This window comes from Bacillus sp. 22-7 (genome assembly GCF_010628845.1).
Taxonomy (GTDB): Bacteria; Bacillota; Bacilli; order Bacillales; family Cytobacillaceae; genus Cytobacillus; species Cytobacillus firmus_B.
Window position 1 is genome coordinate 51,267 of record NZ_NJQY01000037.1, and the last position, 14,940, is coordinate 66,206.

The 14,940-nt window shown below is 40.9% G+C and carries 16 protein-coding genes; all 16 read left to right on the forward strand.

All coding sequences use genetic code 11. The annotated features are described in order from the left end of the window. Nucleotides 1-4: 4 nt before the first annotated feature. The 16 genes from CE058_RS22445 to dxr all read left to right on the forward strand — a co-directional run bounded on the left by CE058_RS22445 (nt 5) and on the right by dxr (nt 14,852). Nucleotides 5-1,102: a protein-glutamate methylesterase/protein-glutamine glutaminase gene (locus CE058_RS22445; protein WP_163145099.1), complete on the forward strand. Its 1,098-nt coding sequence runs from the start codon at nt 5-7 to the stop codon at nt 1,100-1,102. Between the two features lie 18 nt (nt 1,103-1,120). Continuing rightward, entirely contained in the window at nt 1,121-3,157 is a 2,037-nt protein-coding gene (locus CE058_RS22450; RefSeq protein ID WP_163145100.1) for a chemotaxis protein CheA, read from the forward strand. A 22-nt stretch (nt 3,158-3,179) separates the two neighbouring features. After that, nucleotides 3,180-3,659, forward strand: a complete 480-nt coding sequence (locus CE058_RS22455) for a chemotaxis protein CheW (RefSeq protein WP_197087616.1) — start codon at nt 3,180-3,182, stop codon at nt 3,657-3,659. After that, nucleotides 3,656-4,297: a chemotaxis protein CheC gene (locus CE058_RS22460; RefSeq protein WP_163145101.1), complete on the forward strand. Its 642-nt coding sequence runs from the start codon at nt 3,656-3,658 to the stop codon at nt 4,295-4,297. Before CE058_RS22455 ends, CE058_RS22460 begins: the two co-directional genes overlap by 4 nt. Further along, nucleotides 4,290-4,787: a chemotaxis protein CheD gene (locus tag CE058_RS22465; RefSeq protein ID WP_048009003.1), complete on the forward strand. Its 498-nt coding sequence runs from the start codon at nt 4,290-4,292 to the stop codon at nt 4,785-4,787. Before CE058_RS22460 ends, CE058_RS22465 begins: the two co-directional genes overlap by 8 nt. Nucleotides 4,788-5,051: 264 nt before the next feature. Beyond that, nucleotides 5,052-5,807 carry a FliA/WhiG family RNA polymerase sigma factor gene (locus tag CE058_RS22470; protein ID WP_048009002.1) on the forward strand — a complete coding sequence of 252 codons (756 nt, stop codon included), beginning with the start codon at nt 5,052-5,054 and terminating at the stop codon, nt 5,805-5,807. Nucleotides 5,808-5,844: 37 nt separating this feature from the next. Next, complete coding sequence (locus CE058_RS22475; RefSeq protein WP_163145102.1) at nt 5,845-7,209, forward strand: flagellar assembly protein A; 1,365 nt, start codon at nt 5,845-5,847, stop codon at nt 7,207-7,209. Between the two features lie 6 nt (nt 7,210-7,215). Then, nucleotides 7,216-7,527, forward strand: a complete 312-nt coding sequence (locus CE058_RS22480; RefSeq protein ID WP_048009000.1) for a hypothetical protein — start codon at nt 7,216-7,218, stop codon at nt 7,525-7,527. 9 nt (nt 7,528-7,536) lie between these two features. Then, nucleotides 7,537-8,136, forward strand: a complete 600-nt coding sequence (locus CE058_RS22485; RefSeq protein ID WP_048008999.1) for a DUF6115 domain-containing protein — start codon at nt 7,537-7,539, stop codon at nt 8,134-8,136. A 147-nt stretch (nt 8,137-8,283) separates the two neighbouring features. Then, on the forward strand, nt 8,284-8,985 hold the full coding sequence (gene rpsB / locus CE058_RS22490) for a 30S ribosomal protein S2 (RefSeq protein ID WP_048008998.1): 702 nt from the start codon (nt 8,284-8,286) through the stop codon (nt 8,983-8,985). A gap of 190 nt (nt 8,986-9,175) precedes the next feature. After that, entirely contained in the window at nt 9,176-10,057 is an 882-nt protein-coding gene (tsf, locus tag CE058_RS22495; protein ID WP_163145103.1) for a translation elongation factor Ts, read from the forward strand. 137 nt (nt 10,058-10,194) lie between these two features. Further along, nucleotides 10,195-10,920 (forward strand): UMP kinase, encoded by a 726-nt coding sequence (gene pyrH / locus CE058_RS22500; RefSeq protein ID WP_163145104.1) that lies wholly within the window; start codon nt 10,195-10,197, stop codon nt 10,918-10,920. Beyond that, on the forward strand, nt 10,920-11,477 hold the full coding sequence (gene frr, locus CE058_RS22505) for a ribosome recycling factor (RefSeq protein ID WP_048008995.1): 558 nt from the start codon (nt 10,920-10,922) through the stop codon (nt 11,475-11,477). Before pyrH ends, frr begins: the two co-directional genes overlap by 1 nt. Before the next feature lie 353 nt (nt 11,478-11,830). Further along, the gene (locus CE058_RS22510) at nt 11,831-12,610 is read left to right on the forward strand and encodes an undecaprenyl pyrophosphate synthase (protein ID WP_076255831.1); all 780 of its coding nucleotides are present in this window, start codon (nt 11,831-11,833) and stop codon (nt 12,608-12,610) included. A gap of 16 nt (nt 12,611-12,626) precedes the next feature. Further along, nucleotides 12,627-13,421 (forward strand): phosphatidate cytidylyltransferase, encoded by a 795-nt coding sequence (locus CE058_RS22515; protein ID WP_163145105.1) that lies wholly within the window; start codon nt 12,627-12,629, stop codon nt 13,419-13,421. Between the two features lie 288 nt (nt 13,422-13,709). Then, nucleotides 13,710-14,852 carry a 1-deoxy-D-xylulose-5-phosphate reductoisomerase gene (gene dxr, locus CE058_RS22520; RefSeq protein WP_163145106.1) on the forward strand — a complete coding sequence of 381 codons (1,143 nt, stop codon included), beginning with the start codon at nt 13,710-13,712 and terminating at the stop codon, nt 14,850-14,852. Nucleotides 14,853-14,940: the final 88 nt, after the last annotated feature.

Sequence of the window (14,940 nt, forward strand, 5' to 3'; positions counted from 1 at the left end):
CAGCATGAAGACTATAAAAGTGCTTGTAGTGGATGATTCAGCCTTTATGAGGAAACTGATTGCGGATCTCCTCTCTGAAGATGAGAGAATTCAAGTTGTTGGGACAGCCAGAAACGGAGAAGAAGGCTTAAGGAGAATTAAAGAATTAACTCCTGATGTGGTAACAATGGATGTTGAAATGCCGGTTCTAAACGGCCTGGAAGCTCTCAAAATAATTATGAAAAATATGCCTGTTCCTGTAGTTATGCTTTCAAGCACAACGAAGGAAGGCACTGATAATACCTTTACTGCCATGGAATATGGGGCAGTAGATTTTATAGCAAAGCCATCTGGGCCAATTTCCCTGGATCTGCATAAAATTAAAACTGAATTAACAGATAAAGTAGTGCAGGCCAGTAACGCGAATATGAAAGGTCTGGTTAATTTTTCAGGTGTTGGAAAAAAATCTGCCGGACTTCAGCGAAATTATAGTAAAATAGAACCAAGTCAATCTATTTATCTTAATCGTTCTGCTGATGAATCAAGCCTTAATGTCAAACAGCTTATCTGTATGGGAACTTCCACTGGCGGACCACGGGCACTTCAAAAAGTGCTGAAGGATCTACCGGGAGATCTTAACGCACCGATTCTAATTGTTCAGCATATGCCTGCCGGATTTACGAAGTCACTGGCAAGCAGACTAAACGGATTATCGGCGTTATCGGTTAAGGAAGCCGAAGAAGGAGATATTCTTAAAAACGGGACAGCCTATATTGCTCCTGGCGGCTTTCATTTGACAGCTTCAAGGTTAGGCAGGGATCTTGTTATACATCTGGATAAATCACCTCCAAGGAACGGACACAGACCTTCAGTTGATGTGATGTTTGAGTCTGTGGGTGAAGTTGACGGGATCAGGAAGATTGCTGTCATAATGACTGGAATGGGATCAGATGGCAAAAATGGCCTGATGGGACTGAAGAAAAGCGGTGAAGTAAAAGCCATCGCTGAATCAGAAGAATCATCCATTGTATTTGGAATGCCAAGAGCAGTGATAGAGTCAGGCCTGGCAGATGATGTGCAGCATATTGAACGTATAGCAGAATCCATATTGAAATTTGTTTAAAGCCGAGGGGGCAGGCGCATGGAGATGAACCAATATTTAGAGGTGTTTATCGAAGAAAGCAAGGAGCATTTGCAGTCGTGCAATGAACAGCTTCTTGAATTAGAGAAAAATCCTGATGATATAAAAATAGTTAATGAGATTTTCAGATCAGCTCATACGCTGAAAGGCATGTCAGCCACCATGGGTTATGAAGATCTCGCAAATCTAACTCATCAGATGGAAAATGTTCTTGATGCAATCAGAAATCAGAAGATAAAAGTAAATGCTGAAATTCTCGATGTCGTTTTTCTGGCTGTTGATGATCTTGAAGCAATGGTCCAATCAATTTCAGAAGGCGGAGACGGCAAAAGGGATGTTTCCATAGCTGTTGAAAAGCTGATGCTCATAGAAAAAGGGGAAAGCCCGGCATTATCAAAAGCAAGAGCCGAAACGGCAGCTGCTATTGCTGAACCGCAAGGACTGGCCAAGAGTACATATGATGATTTCGAGTGGACCGTGATTCAGCAATCGAAGGAGCAGGGCTTTGAGACCTATGAAATATCCATAGCCTTGCGGGCTGATTGTCTGCTGAAAGCAGCCAGAGTCTTTATGGTTTTTGAGGTCCTCGAGAAGAGCGGGGAAGTGATAAAAGCCACTCCTTCTGTTGAGCAGCTTGAAGAAGAGCAATTTGATCAGGAATTCTCTGTAACAATTGTGACCCAAGAAACACCCGAAGTTATCCGACAGAAACTTTTGAAGGTCTCAGAAGTGGACAGCATAGATATCCTGGAGGTTTCTATGGGGAATAACATCTCCCGGGAAGCTGTGAAGGAGGAAAGTAATCTGCAGCCTGAAGTGGAGGAGAAGACAGATCGTGCTTCAGATATGCCAAAAGAGGAGAAGAAGGCGCCTGCAGCAAAGCAAGTCAGCAACAAAACCATTAGGGTGAATATCGAGAGACTGGATATCCTTATGAACCTGTTTGAAGAATTGGTGATTGACAGAGGCAGACTTGAACAAATATCCAAGGAATTAAACAATCAGGAACTCCACGAAACGGTTGAGCATATGTCAAGGATCTCTGGAGATCTGCAGAATATTATTCTAAATATGCGCATGGTCCCAATAGAAACAGTATTCAATCGTTTCCCGAGAATGGTCAGACAATTAGCAAGAGATTTAAACAAAAAGATCAACCTCGAAATTGTCGGTGCAGATACCGAACTGGACCGAACGGTTATCGATGAAATTGGCGATCCGCTTGTTCACTTAATCCGAAATGCATTAGACCATGGTGTTGAAACACCGGAAGTACGTAAAGCAAATGGTAAAGGTGAAGAAGGAAATGTCATTCTAAAGGCTTATCACAGCGGCAATCATGTTTTCATTGAAATAGAGGATGATGGCGCAGGCATAAACAAGGATAAGGTTATAATGAAAGCATTAAAAAATGGCATCATTACAGAGCAAACGGCTTCAGCACTAACTGACAAACAGGCATATGAACTTATCTTTGCCTCAGGATTCTCAACTGCGGATAAAATCTCGGATGTTTCCGGACGAGGTGTAGGTCTGGATGTTGTCAAGAATACAATTGAGTCATTGGGAGGATCCGTATCCATTGATTCAAAAGTTGGACAGGGGTCCATATTCTCCATACAGCTGCCATTAACTTTATCCATTATTTCTGTCATGCTCGTTGAGATTGAAAAGGAAAAATATGCAATCCCTCTATCTTCTATTATTGAAACAGCTATTATCAGAAAAGAAGACGTCTTAAGTGCACATAATCAGAAGGTGATAGATTTCAGAGGCAAGGTTGTTCCGCTTCTTTCATTGAAGGAAATCTTTGAGGTGCCATCTGACACTCATGAAGATGAATTCATTTCCATTGTCATCGTCAGAAAAGGGGAAAAGATGGCTGGGCTTGTGGTGGATTCCTTTATCGGGCAGCAGGAAGTCGTTTTAAAATCACTAGGAAACTACTTAACAAGCGTGTTTGCCATTTCCGGAGCAACTATATTAGGAGATGGACAGGTTGCCCTGATAGTGGACTGCAATGCATTGATAAAATAATACATTTTGACGAGGAGTGAACATGTTGAGTGAGGCGGCAGCAGCGGATTTAAAATTGATTGTATTTCAGCTGAAAGATAAAGAATATGCAATTCCAGTTAATCAGGTGCGTTCCATTGAGAAAGTTGAGCACATTACCCGGGTTCCTCGAACAGTTGGTTTTGTTAAAGGAGTAATCAATTTAAGGGGTGTTGTGACACCTATTATTAGTCTGAGAAGCAGATTTAATCTTGAAGAGGCTGAATATAATGAGCATTCACGAGTCATCATCGCAGTATTGAACGATATGGAAGTCGGTTTGATTGTAGATTCTGCAAATGATGTGATTGATGTGGCGCCTGAATCAATTGAACCCCCTCCGGAGGTAATAGGCTCAGAAGATGCCGATTTTATCAAGGGTGTTACAAAGATCGAAAAACGGTTATTTATCCTGATAGATTTAAAAAAAGTTCTGAATCCTGAAGAATTGGCAGCTCAGGATGAAAAAGGATTAGCGGGATGAATTTTTTAGAAAAAAATATCAGCAGCATGCAATTGGATATTCTTAAAGAAATCGGGAATATTGGTGCGGGTCATGCGGCTACTGCATTATCAACGCTGCTTAATAAAAAAATTGATATGTCTGTTCCGGATGTGAAAATTGTTTCTTTTAATGAAATGATCGATATGGCAGGAGGCCCGGAAAATGTTGTGGCAGGGGTGTTTCTAAGGATAGAAGGAGACGCCCCTGGCAGCATGTTTTTTGTCCTGCCTCTTACACAGGCTGAAATCTTTATTCGGGAACTGCCTGGAAACATTCCTTTTTGTGCAGATGAGCTGCCATATGATGAACTTGCTCTATCCGCTCTACAGGAGCTTGGCAACATTTTATCAGGATCATATTTATCTTCGTTATCGGATTTTACTAAGCTGTCACTTTTCCCTTCAGTGCCGATGCTAAGCATTGATATGGTGGGGGCAATTATCGGAACAGGTCTCCTGGAAATTTCGCAGGTGAGCGATTATGCCATCGTAATTGATACAGCTTTAAATGATGAGCTTCAAAATACGGATGCTGTTAATGGCCATTTCTTTCTGCTGCCTGATCCTGAATCATTTCAAATAATCTTTAAGGCATTGGGAGTTCCGGATTATGAATAGTATTCAAGAAATTGTAAAAGTCGGTATAGCAGATATGAATATTGTTAAAACTCCCGGATTAATCAGGACATCAGGACTTGGTTCCTGTGTTGGTGTGGTTCTTTTTGATCTTAGTGCAGAAATTGCCGGGCTGGCACATATTATGCTGCCTGATTCATCTCTTGCAAAAAACACAAGCTTTAATTCAGCTAAATATGCTAATACTGCAATCAGGGATTTAGTGAGCCTGATGGAGAAAAAAGGTGCAAAAGCTTCACAATTAAAAGCCAAAATTGCCGGCGGAGCCCAAATGTTCCAATACTCCTCCGGAAGTGATTTAATGAGGATTGGCCCAAGGAATGTGGAAGCAGTAAAAAAGGAACTAAATTCCTTAAAGATTGCTATTTTAGGTGAAGATGTTGGCGGACATAGCGGCAGAACAATTGAATTCAATCCTCAATCAGGCGACCTGATGGTGCGGACTGTTAATAAAGGGCAAGTTGTTATTTAAACTCTCGTTCCAGGGTGAGAAGGTTCAAGCCTTATATAGATCGTCATAAAAGTCTTAAATGCTGCCGGATGATTACTGACTGCCAGCCATACAAGCTGATTTTCTCTCCGGTTAAATTATTGCTCTCTCCAATTATTTCTTCGAAAGACCCCCTTATTTTGGAAAAGAACTGAGCAGTTTAGGATGAAAGGCAATATTTTTATAGAAAAGTTTTGATATACTAACAATAAATAGTAGAAATGGAAACGTTTGAGGAGGATGGCCATGGCAGACATGATAACCGAAGAAAGCACATACTGGGCTAAATGGGTCGACTCTCGTGATGCTCAAGCGGGGAATTTTCTTGTGAAAAAATATTTGCCTCTTGTAAGCTATCATGTTCAGCGAATATCCGCTGCCCTGCCGAAGAATGTTTCAAGAGATGATATACGAAGCCTTGGACTAATGGGTTTGTATGATGCGCTGGAAAAGTTTGAGCCTGCAAGAGATTTGAAATTTGATACATATGCTTCCTTTCGAATTCGCGGTGCCATTCTAGATGGATTAAGAAAAGAAGATTGGCTTCCCCGAAGTACGAGGGATAAGGCGAAAAAAATTGAAGCTGCTACTGAGAAGCTGGAGCAGCGGCTTATGCGCAATGCAACAGTTTATGAAATTGCTGAAGAAACAGATATGCAGGAAGAAGAAGTGTATTCTGTTATGAACGAACATTTTTACGCAAACATCCTCTCAATTGATGAGCAGCCTGATTCAGAAGAAAAAGATGCCAGTTATTCAATAAAGGATGAAAAAGCAATCATTCCAGAAGAAAAGGTATTAAAAAATGAAATCTTGGAAGAAATGGCTGAAAAAATCTTACAATTGAATGAAAAAGAGCAGCTTGTGCTAAGTTTATTTTACAAAGAGGAGTTAACACTTACAGAAATTGGCGAAGTAATGGGCCTATCAACATCCCGCATATCCCAAATCCATTCAAAGTCAATTTTTAAGCTGAGACAGCTGCTGGAAAAAGTCATATAGTCTTATGCCATTTCTTTCTGCAAAGGAAGGAATCAGCATGGAAAATCTTTTTCAACTTTTAGTTGATGCTCACGGTTTATCTGCATGGATACAGCCGATAGATATTGATGAACTGAATGGAACTGTCCAGCCTGAAATGATTCATAAACTGCTTGCTGATGGAAAGGTCATTTTTGGTGTGAGCGAAGAAGTAATTCAGAGAATCTGCAAAGAACCGTTCTCAGTGGAATATCCCATACCAATAGCAAAAGGAGTTCCTGCAGAAAACGGCAGTGATGCATATCTATTAAATGAAGTCTCTTTTGACCGGAAAACGGGCAGAAAGGGATTTAATTTTATAGATGTTCTCCATATCCCATCTGTTACACAGGGACAGCTCCTGGCATCTGTTATTCCTGCTACCCCCGGTGCTTCCGGAAAGAATATTTTTGGCAAGCTGATACCGGCTAAGGATGGTAAGCCTTTAAGAGTCAAGGCAGGAAAAAGTGTTTTCGTAAATGGCGGCAAATATTATTCGCTATTAGATGGACAGGTTAGTTTCACTCAGAACAGCATTTCTGTGAATCCGGTGTTTGAGGTTAATGGAGACCTTGACTTGAAGACCGGGAATATTAATTTTGTCGGGAATGTGGTGATTCGCGGAAATGTTCCTGCCGGTTATGAGATTATAGCCGGAGGTGACATCATTGTTGCTGGTCTTGTTGAAGGTTCTTTCCTGCAGGCGGATAATAACGTGCTTGTTACTGGCGGAATTTCAGGCAGTCATAAAGGTTCAGTTATTTCAGGAGGTTCTGTTCAGGCAGCATACCTGAATCAGGCAAATGTGAAGGCAGAACAGGACGTTATTATACAAAAGTCAATCCTGCACAGCTATGTTCAAGCTGTAGGAGCCATCAGGTGCAGAGAAGCATTGGTTATTGGAGGAAAACTTCAGTCCGGGTCCGACATTGAAATCAAAGAACTGGGCAATCACTTATATACTAAGACAGAGCTTCTTGCCGGAAACGACTCCAATGTGCATAACGCCGAAGAAGATCTATTAAATGAATCAGCCAAACTTCACGAATCCTTCAAAAAGCTTGATAGTATCGAAGTCAGACTGACAGAAATGGCAAAGCTGACAGGAAAGCCGACAGATGAACAGAGAATAATTATACTCAAGCAACGGGCTACAAAAGCTCATTTGCAGAATAAATTGAGCAAATTAAATGAAGATCTGGCTGAATTGGAAAGAGAAAAAGAAGAAAAAATGAATGCTTCAATTCTTATTTACGGGCAGATCTATCCTAACACTGTAATTCACTTTGGAAAGTATTCAAAAGTAATTCAGCAAACTGTCAAATCTTTAAAGTTTCATTTCCTAAAAGGAGAAATAAAAAGTGAGCCGTTATCAGGGGTGTGATCTGGGATGAGTTTGAAATCAATAGAACTTCAGATAGCACTGCCTAGAACGTTCGAAGCAGGTAAAATTCAGGATCAGCTTCAGCAGAGGGGACAGACCATTAGCGGGTTTGCTGCCGACAGTACCCGGGAAAATGCTGAAAAGCAGCGGGAAACTGTGGTAAAACAGGAGCATAAACAAAATGTCAATCTTGGCAATGATGACAGTCAAAGACAAAAAGAGGCCGGTGGACATGATAGGAAAGAAGATCAAAAAAAAGACAGCAATGACAGACAGAACCATCCTTACAAAGGGAAGGTTATTGACTACAGCGGATAGAGGGATATCATGACAGCTTTTCTATTAGCTATAAGCCTGTTATTAAATATTGTAGCCTTATTAGCCATTATTCTGCTTTATTTGCGTCAGAATAAACTAATGGATACAGAGAAGAGACAGGAAAAAGTGCTTATTGAAATGGAAGAGGTTATATCATCGTACCTTGTTCAGATGAAAGAAGAAAACGATGATTTTATTAGCAAACTTTCGAAGGCCAATGCGAAAAACGATACTTCTATAAAAGAGAAAAGCATCCCGGGAAATTTGGACAGAAAAAATGAACTAGATATAGCTAAAGCAGATGAGAAATCAATGCCATTAGCCAGAGCATCCATTTACCAGGCATCTAAAGCCTACAAACAGATTTTGAGGGCAGCAGAGCATAAATTGAGTGAAAAAGAAAGCTTATCATCCTTAAAGGAAACTGAATCTGTCACACGGTCAGATAGCAGTCAGTCAATTAAGGAAGAAAATCCTTCATCAATAAATGATCAAGTATTTATTCTGAAAAAACAGGGAATGAGTGCGGGGGATATTGCCAAAAAATTAGGCAAAGGGAAGACAGAAGTCGAGTTAATGCTTAAATTTCGTCAAAATCAGCAAGAATAGCTTGATTGTGAAAAACACTTATGCTATATTAACAAATGGTGTTAATACACACGCTTATGGATTTAGCCGGATGGTGCTGTTCACATGCAGTTGCCGGCTGAAAATGATATAGGCGGAGGAAATAAAAACCATTAGGAGGAAACACAAATGTCAGTAATTTCAATGAAGCAATTGCTTGAAGCTGGTGTACACTTCGGACACCAAACACGCCGCTGGAACCCTAAGATGAAGAAATATATCTTCACTGAGCGTAACGGCATCTACATCATCGACCTTCAAAAGACTGTTAAGAAGGTAGAAGAAGCTTACAACTTCGTTAAGGAGCTTGCTGGAAACGGCGGTACTATCCTTTTCGTAGGAACTAAGAAACAAGCTCAAGATTCCGTTAAAGAAGAAGCTATCCGTTCTGGTATGTTCTTTGTTAACCAGCGCTGGTTGGGCGGAACTTTAACAAACTTTGAAACAATCCAAAAGCGTATTTCGCGTTTAAAGGATATCGAAAGAATGTCTGAAGATGGAACTTTCGAAGTTCTTCCTAAAAAAGAAGTTGTTCAATTGAAGAAAGAGCAAGAGCGCTTAGAGAAGTTCTTGGGCGGAATCAAAGACATGAAGAGCCTTCCAGATGCTCTATTCATCATTGACCCTCGCAAAGAGCGCATTGCTGTTGCAGAAGCACATAAATTAAACATCCCTATCGTTGGTATCGTTGATACTAACTGTGATCCGGATGAAATTGATGTTGTAATCCCTGCAAACGATGATGCTATCCGTGCTGTTAAATTATTAACAGGCAAGATGGCAGATGCTATCCTTGAAGCTAAACAAGGTGAAGAAGTTACAACTGCTTAATAGAAAAGCGGACGCGCCCTGGTGCGCTGGAGCTGTACAGCTCTAAGGTGCTTTTTTCTTGATTTTAAAGAAGGTGATAAGAGGGAGCACCCTTTATCACCTTTTTTTAAAGAAAAGGCAAAGTTTAGTTTTCTATACAGTAATAAATGGTAAAGATATTATTACATAACTCATTAAGGAGGATCTCATAATGGCAATTACTGCTCAAATGGTTAAAGAACTTCGTGAAAAAACAGGCGCAGGCATGATGGACTGCAAAAAAGCACTTCAGGAAACTGAAGGTGATATGGAAAAAGCAATCGACTTCCTTCGTGAAAAAGGAATTGCTAAAGCTGCTAAAAAAGGTGACCGTATCGCTGCAGAAGGTCTTACTTCTGTTAAGGTTGACGGAAACGAAGCCGTTATCCTTGAAGTAAACTCTGAAACAGATTTCGTTGCTAAAAACGAAGGATTCCAAACACTTGTTAAAGAAATCGCTGAGCACTTACTTTCTGCAAAGCCGGCTTCTGTAGAAGAAGCAGCTGGCCAGACATTGGCTAACGGTGCTACTTTAGAATCTCACATCAATAGTGCGATTGCTAAAATCGGAGAAAAGCTTTCTCTTCGCCGTTTTGAAATCAAAACAAAAACTGACAGCGATGCATTTGGTGCGTACCTTCACATGGGCGGACGCATTGGTGTATTAACAGTTCTTGAAGGAACAACAGACGAAAATGCAGCGAAAGATGTTGCAATGCATATTGCAGCCCTAAACCCTAAATATGTATCCCGTGATGAAGTGTCACAGGACGAAGTAGAGCGCGAGCGTCAAGTATTGACTCAGCAGGCTCTTAACGAAGGCAAGCCAGAGAACATCGTTGCAAAGATGGTTGAAGGCCGTCTAGGCAAGTATTTCGAAGATGTTTGCGTAAACGACCAGGCTTTTGTTAAAAACCCTGATCAAAAAGTTGGCAAATTCGTTGAATCTAAAGGCGGAAAAATCCGTGAGTTCGTTCGCTATGAAGTTGGAGAAGGCATCGAAAAGCGTGAAGACAACTTCGCTGAAGAAGTAATGAACCAAGTTAAGAAATAATTTTGAATAGAAATTAATCAAGTTATGACTCAGGGAACACTTTGTGTTCCCTGTTTTTCAAGAATGAGATAAAATTGTAAATGCAGCAATAGCGCCTTTAAGCGCTTGAGCTTTTTATACTACATATGGAGGTTCTTATGAGCAGCCCAAAATTCAAACGCGTGGTCTTGAAATTAAGTGGAGAAGCTTTAGCAGGAGAGCAAGGTTTCGGAATTAATCCTTCAGTGATTAAATCAATTGCTGCACAGGTGAAGGATCTGGCTGAGCTAGGTGTCGAGGTTGCTGTTGTAGTTGGCGGCGGAAACATCTGGCGAGGAAAGATCGGAGAAGAAATGGGTATGGACAGAGCAAATGCAGACTATATGGGTATGCTTGCAACTGTTATGAACTCATTGGCATTACAGGATAGCCTCGAGAATCTTGGAGTGGAGACGAGAGTTCAAACCTCAATCGAGATGAGACAGGTTGCTGAACCGTACATCCGCAGAAGAGCCATCCGCCATCTCGAGAAAAAGCGGGTTGTAATCTTTGCTGCGGGAACCGGAAATCCTTACTTCTCTACTGATACTACAGCAGCATTGCGAGCTGCAGAAATTGAAGCAGAAGTAATTCTTATGGCGAAAAACAATGTGGATGGCGTCTATTCAGCTGATCCGCGTGTTGATAAAAACGCAAAGAAATACGATGAACTTTCCTATCTTGATGTATTAAAAGAAGGATTGGCAGTAATGGATTCTACAGCATCATCTTTATGCATGGATAACAACATTCCGTTAATTGTATTTTCAATCATGGAAAAAGGCAATATTAACCGCGCCGTAATGGGTGAAACAATCGGAACAATCGTTAGGGGGAAAAAATAATGCCAAAACAAGTTATTTCAGATGCAAAAGAAAGAATGACTAAAGCAATTTCAGCTTATTCAAGGGAGCTTGCGAGCATCCGTGCAGGTAAAGCCAACGCTTCTTTGCTTGATCGCATCACTGTTGATTACTACGGTGCGCCGACTCCTGTTAACCAGCTTGCCGGGGTGTCTGCTCCTGAAGCGCGCCTTTTAGTCATAACGCCTTATGACAAAACCATTCTGGGAGAAATTGAAAAAGCCATCCTTAAATCTGATATCGGCTTAAATCCCTCAAATGACGGCAGTGTAATTAGACTGGCTATTCCGCAGCTAACAGAAGAACGCCGTAAAGAGCTTGTTAAGGTTGTTAAAAAAGAATCAGAAGAAGCAAAAGTTGCCATCCGCAATGTTCGCCGCGATGCCAATGATGACCTGAAAAAGCTTGAGAAAAATGGAGAGATCACTGAAGATGATCTCCGCGGTTTTTCTGATGATATTCAAAAACTTACTGATGACCATATCAGCAAGATTGACGAATTAACAAAAGAAAAAGAAAAAGAAATCCTTGCAGTCTAATTTATTCTATAGTTAGAACCCTCTATCAATAGGGGGTTCTTTTACTCTTTAGGGACATACATAATCTGATCAGGCGCTAAGGCGCCGACTCTGCTGTAATATACGAAGAAGGCAGATTCCTATCCTGAATTAACTTTCTGGTAACAACTCTTTTATAGAGATATATTTAATTATTTTTGGTATGATATTATCATGCGGAAAGAGGCAATATCATTATTTTACCATTAGAATAATCTCTAAAAGATACTATGACTGAATTTCAACTATCAATAAGCGGGGAAAAGCCCCTGCTGATTGAAGTTTCACACTTTGTCTTTTATCGGAGGATTAACCTATTTTAAAGGAGCAGACTTATGTTTGATAAAATGAAGTTATGGAAGTCCCAAAACAGTTCTTCCAATCTCCGAGAGAGAGTTGAAAAAATAAAAGAATTACAAATACCTGAGCATGTTGCCATCATTATGGATGGGAATGGCAGGTGGGCAAAAAAACGGGCGCTCCCAAGAGTTGCCGGCCATCATGAGGGAATGAAGGTCGTCCGAAAAATCACCAGATTTGCAAGCGATATTGGAGTGAAGACTCTAACCTTATATGCATTCTCAACTGAGAATTGGAAACGTCCTAAAATGGAAGTGGACTTTCTTATGAAGCTGCCAGAGGAGTTTCTGGGAACTTTCCTTCCGGAACTGATAGAAGAGAATGTGCAGGTAAGAATGATCGGCTATTTTGACCACCTGCCTGCTCATACGCGTAATGCAGTTTCCAAAGCGATGGAGGAGACAAAAAACAACACAGGACTGGTGCTGAACTTTGCATTAAATTATGGGAGCAGAGCAGAAATACTCGAAGCCGTCAGGCATGTCTTAAATGATTGCAAAAGTGGTATAATGAATGAAAATGAATTGAATGAAGAAAAATTCTCATCCTACCTCATGACAGGCGGGCTGAAGGATCCTGATCTGCTGATACGTACAAGCGGTGAAATCAGATTAAGCAATTTTATGCTCTGGCAGCTTGCATACACGGAATTCTGGTTTACGGATGTCTTATGGCCGGATTTCAATGAAGAGCAAATGCTTGAAGCCATCGAAGTATTCCAAAGCCGCCAGAGGCGTTTTGGAGGAGTACAATAAAGGTGTTGAAAATTGAATGAAACAGCGTATTATCACAGCCATTATATTTGGGGCAATCCTCCTGCCGATCATTATCATTGGAGGCATGCCAATCATCATCCTGGCATATTTGCTGGCATCCATTGCCCTATTTGAATTATTGAAAATGAGAAATTTAAGTTTATTCTCGATTCCAGGCATTATTTCTTTATTATTATTGTGGATTTTCCTTTTGCCTAAAGAATTTCAGTCAATCCTGGATGATATGAATTATACAAAAATTGAGGTAGCTCTTTTTGGGGTGCTTCTTTTCTTAACGTATACAGTTGCGACAAAAAACAAATTTACTTTTGATGATGTGGCTTTTTCCATTATGTCCACATTATATGTTGGCATTGGGTTTTATTATTTTATGGAAACCCGCTTCGCCGACCAAGGCCTGACCTATCTCTTTTTTGCACTTTTCCTTATTTGGGCAACAGATTCAGGTGCCTACTTTATAGGAAAAGCAATGGGAAAGAAGAAGCTTTGGCCTGAAATCAGTCCAAATAAGACCGTTGAAGGTTCGCTTGGCGGTGTAGCCTGTGCTCTTGCAGTTGCGGTGTTATTTATTATCTTTACAGATATTGATGAATCCCTGTTCGGGTTATTAGTAATTACAGCAATCCTGTCAGTGTTTGGGCAAATAGGGGATTTAGTAGAATCAGCATTAAAACGTCATTATAATGTAAAAGACTCAGGAAATATTTTGCCTGGTCATGGCGGAATTCTGGACCGTTTTGACAGTTTATTATTCGTCCTGCCATTGCTCCACTTTTTTCACCTGCTGTAAACATATTGGCTAAAGACCAGTAAACATTCGGATACTAGATAATTGTTCAGCTCCAGCGCCAGCCACCTCGAGACCATAAGCCGTTCCTGCATAAATGCAAAAGAACGCATTTAAGTGGGTGAGGCTCAACTTATGCTTGTCGGGGGTGAGCGAGGCGCTTCCGCTTTTCTTATAGATCAGAATTTAGTGATCCTTAAGTTAAATAACTGTCTAGCTCCAGCGCCTACCCCCTCGAGGTCATTGTCGGGGTGGGCAAGGCGCTTCCGCTTTTCTTATAAGGAGGAGACTATGAAACATATCAGTTTGATGGGGGCAACAGGGTCTATTGGAATACAGACCCTCGACATTATTAAGGAGCACCCCGAGGATTTTAAGCTGGCAGCCATGTCTGCCGGCAGGAATATAGATCTTGCCAGGAAGATTATATCTGACTTTCAGCCAGAACTTGTCTCACTATCAGAAAAAAGTTCCGCAGATATTCTTAAATCGGAGTTTCCCGGCATAACATTTACATATGGACATGAAGGTTTGATAGAAATTGCCGTTTACAAAAAATCAGAAATACTGGTTAATGCAGTATTAGGCAGTGTAGGCCTTAATCCTACCCTGCAGGCGATTGAGGAAAAGAAGACAATCGCCATCGCGAATAAGGAAACCCTTGTAACTGCCGGCCATCTGGTCATGGAAGCAGCAAAGCGGAATGGTGTACCCCTCCTTCCTGTAGACAGTGAACACTCTGCTATTTTTCAATCTCTGCAGGGGGAAAAAGAAAAAAATATTGAAAGGCTTATTTTAACAGCTTCTGGAGGCAGCTTCAGGGACCGCTCCCGCAAGGAACTGGAAAATGTGACTGTTCAAGAAGCGCTTAATCATCCAAATTGGTCAATGGGAGCAAAAATAACTATTGATTCTGCCACTATGATGAATAAGGGACTTGAAGTTATTGAAGCACATTGGCTTTTCTCCATGGACTACAATAAAATAGATGTTCTTCTTCATAAAGAAAGCATTATCCATTCCATGGTGGAATATCATGACAGCAGTGTAATCGCACAGCTTGGCACACCGGATATGAGAGTACCTATACAGTATGCTTTAACATATCCTGACAGGCTCCCGCTGCAAACAGCAAAACGGCTGAATCTTGCTGAAATCGGCAAGCTCCATTTTGCAGAAATGGACTTTAATCGTTTTCGCTGTCTGAAATTTGCCTATGAAGCCGGAAAAGCTGGCGGATCAATGCCAGCCGTATTGAATGCTGCGAATGAAGCTGCTGTTGCTGCATTCCTGGATGGAAAGATTACCTTCCTGCAAATAGAAGATTTCATCGAAAGAGCACTGGGCAGCCATGACATCATCTCAAATCCAAATCTGACTGAAATTCAGGAAACCGATTTGGAAACGAGGAGATTTGTAAGCTCGCTTCTATAAGCTTGTGTTCAAGTGCTAAAAGTGCGTAACAGTTGATAAATTTAATGCACTTACCAGCAGCAGTTGAACAACCTCTAAAAAAAGGTGG

What these genes read in the sequence shown, in the direction of transcription:
- CE058_RS22445 (WP_163145099.1), top strand. Translation starts at nt 5, where the DNA reads ATGAAGACTATAAAAGTGCTTGTAGTGGATGATTCAGCCTTTATGAGG.
- frr (WP_048008995.1), top strand. Translation starts at nt 10,920, where the DNA reads ATGCCAAAACAAGTTATTTCAGATGCAAAAGAAAGAATGACTAAAGCA.
- CE058_RS22460 (WP_163145101.1), top strand. Translation starts at nt 3,656, where the DNA reads ATGAATTTTTTAGAAAAAAATATCAGCAGCATGCAATTGGATATTCTT.
- CE058_RS22450 (WP_163145100.1), top strand. Translation starts at nt 1,121, where the DNA reads ATGGAGATGAACCAATATTTAGAGGTGTTTATCGAAGAAAGCAAGGAG.
- tsf (WP_163145103.1), top strand. Translation starts at nt 9,176, where the DNA reads ATGGCAATTACTGCTCAAATGGTTAAAGAACTTCGTGAAAAAACAGGC.
- CE058_RS22475 (WP_163145102.1), top strand. Translation starts at nt 5,845, where the DNA reads ATGGAAAATCTTTTTCAACTTTTAGTTGATGCTCACGGTTTATCTGCA.
- CE058_RS22465 (WP_048009003.1), top strand. Translation starts at nt 4,290, where the DNA reads ATGAATAGTATTCAAGAAATTGTAAAAGTCGGTATAGCAGATATGAAT.
- pyrH (WP_163145104.1), top strand. Translation starts at nt 10,195, where the DNA reads ATGAGCAGCCCAAAATTCAAACGCGTGGTCTTGAAATTAAGTGGAGAA.
- CE058_RS22515 (WP_163145105.1), top strand. Translation starts at nt 12,627, where the DNA reads ATGAAACAGCGTATTATCACAGCCATTATATTTGGGGCAATCCTCCTG.
- CE058_RS22510 (WP_076255831.1), top strand. Translation starts at nt 11,831, where the DNA reads ATGTTTGATAAAATGAAGTTATGGAAGTCCCAAAACAGTTCTTCCAAT.
- rpsB (WP_048008998.1), top strand. Translation starts at nt 8,284, where the DNA reads ATGTCAGTAATTTCAATGAAGCAATTGCTTGAAGCTGGTGTACACTTC.
- CE058_RS22480 (WP_048009000.1), top strand. Translation starts at nt 7,216, where the DNA reads ATGAGTTTGAAATCAATAGAACTTCAGATAGCACTGCCTAGAACGTTC.
- CE058_RS22485 (WP_048008999.1), top strand. Translation starts at nt 7,537, where the DNA reads ATGACAGCTTTTCTATTAGCTATAAGCCTGTTATTAAATATTGTAGCC.
- CE058_RS22455 (WP_197087616.1), top strand. Translation starts at nt 3,180, where the DNA reads ATGTTGAGTGAGGCGGCAGCAGCGGATTTAAAATTGATTGTATTTCAG.
- dxr (WP_163145106.1), top strand. Translation starts at nt 13,710, where the DNA reads ATGAAACATATCAGTTTGATGGGGGCAACAGGGTCTATTGGAATACAG.
- CE058_RS22470 (WP_048009002.1), top strand. Translation starts at nt 5,052, where the DNA reads ATGGCAGACATGATAACCGAAGAAAGCACATACTGGGCTAAATGGGTC.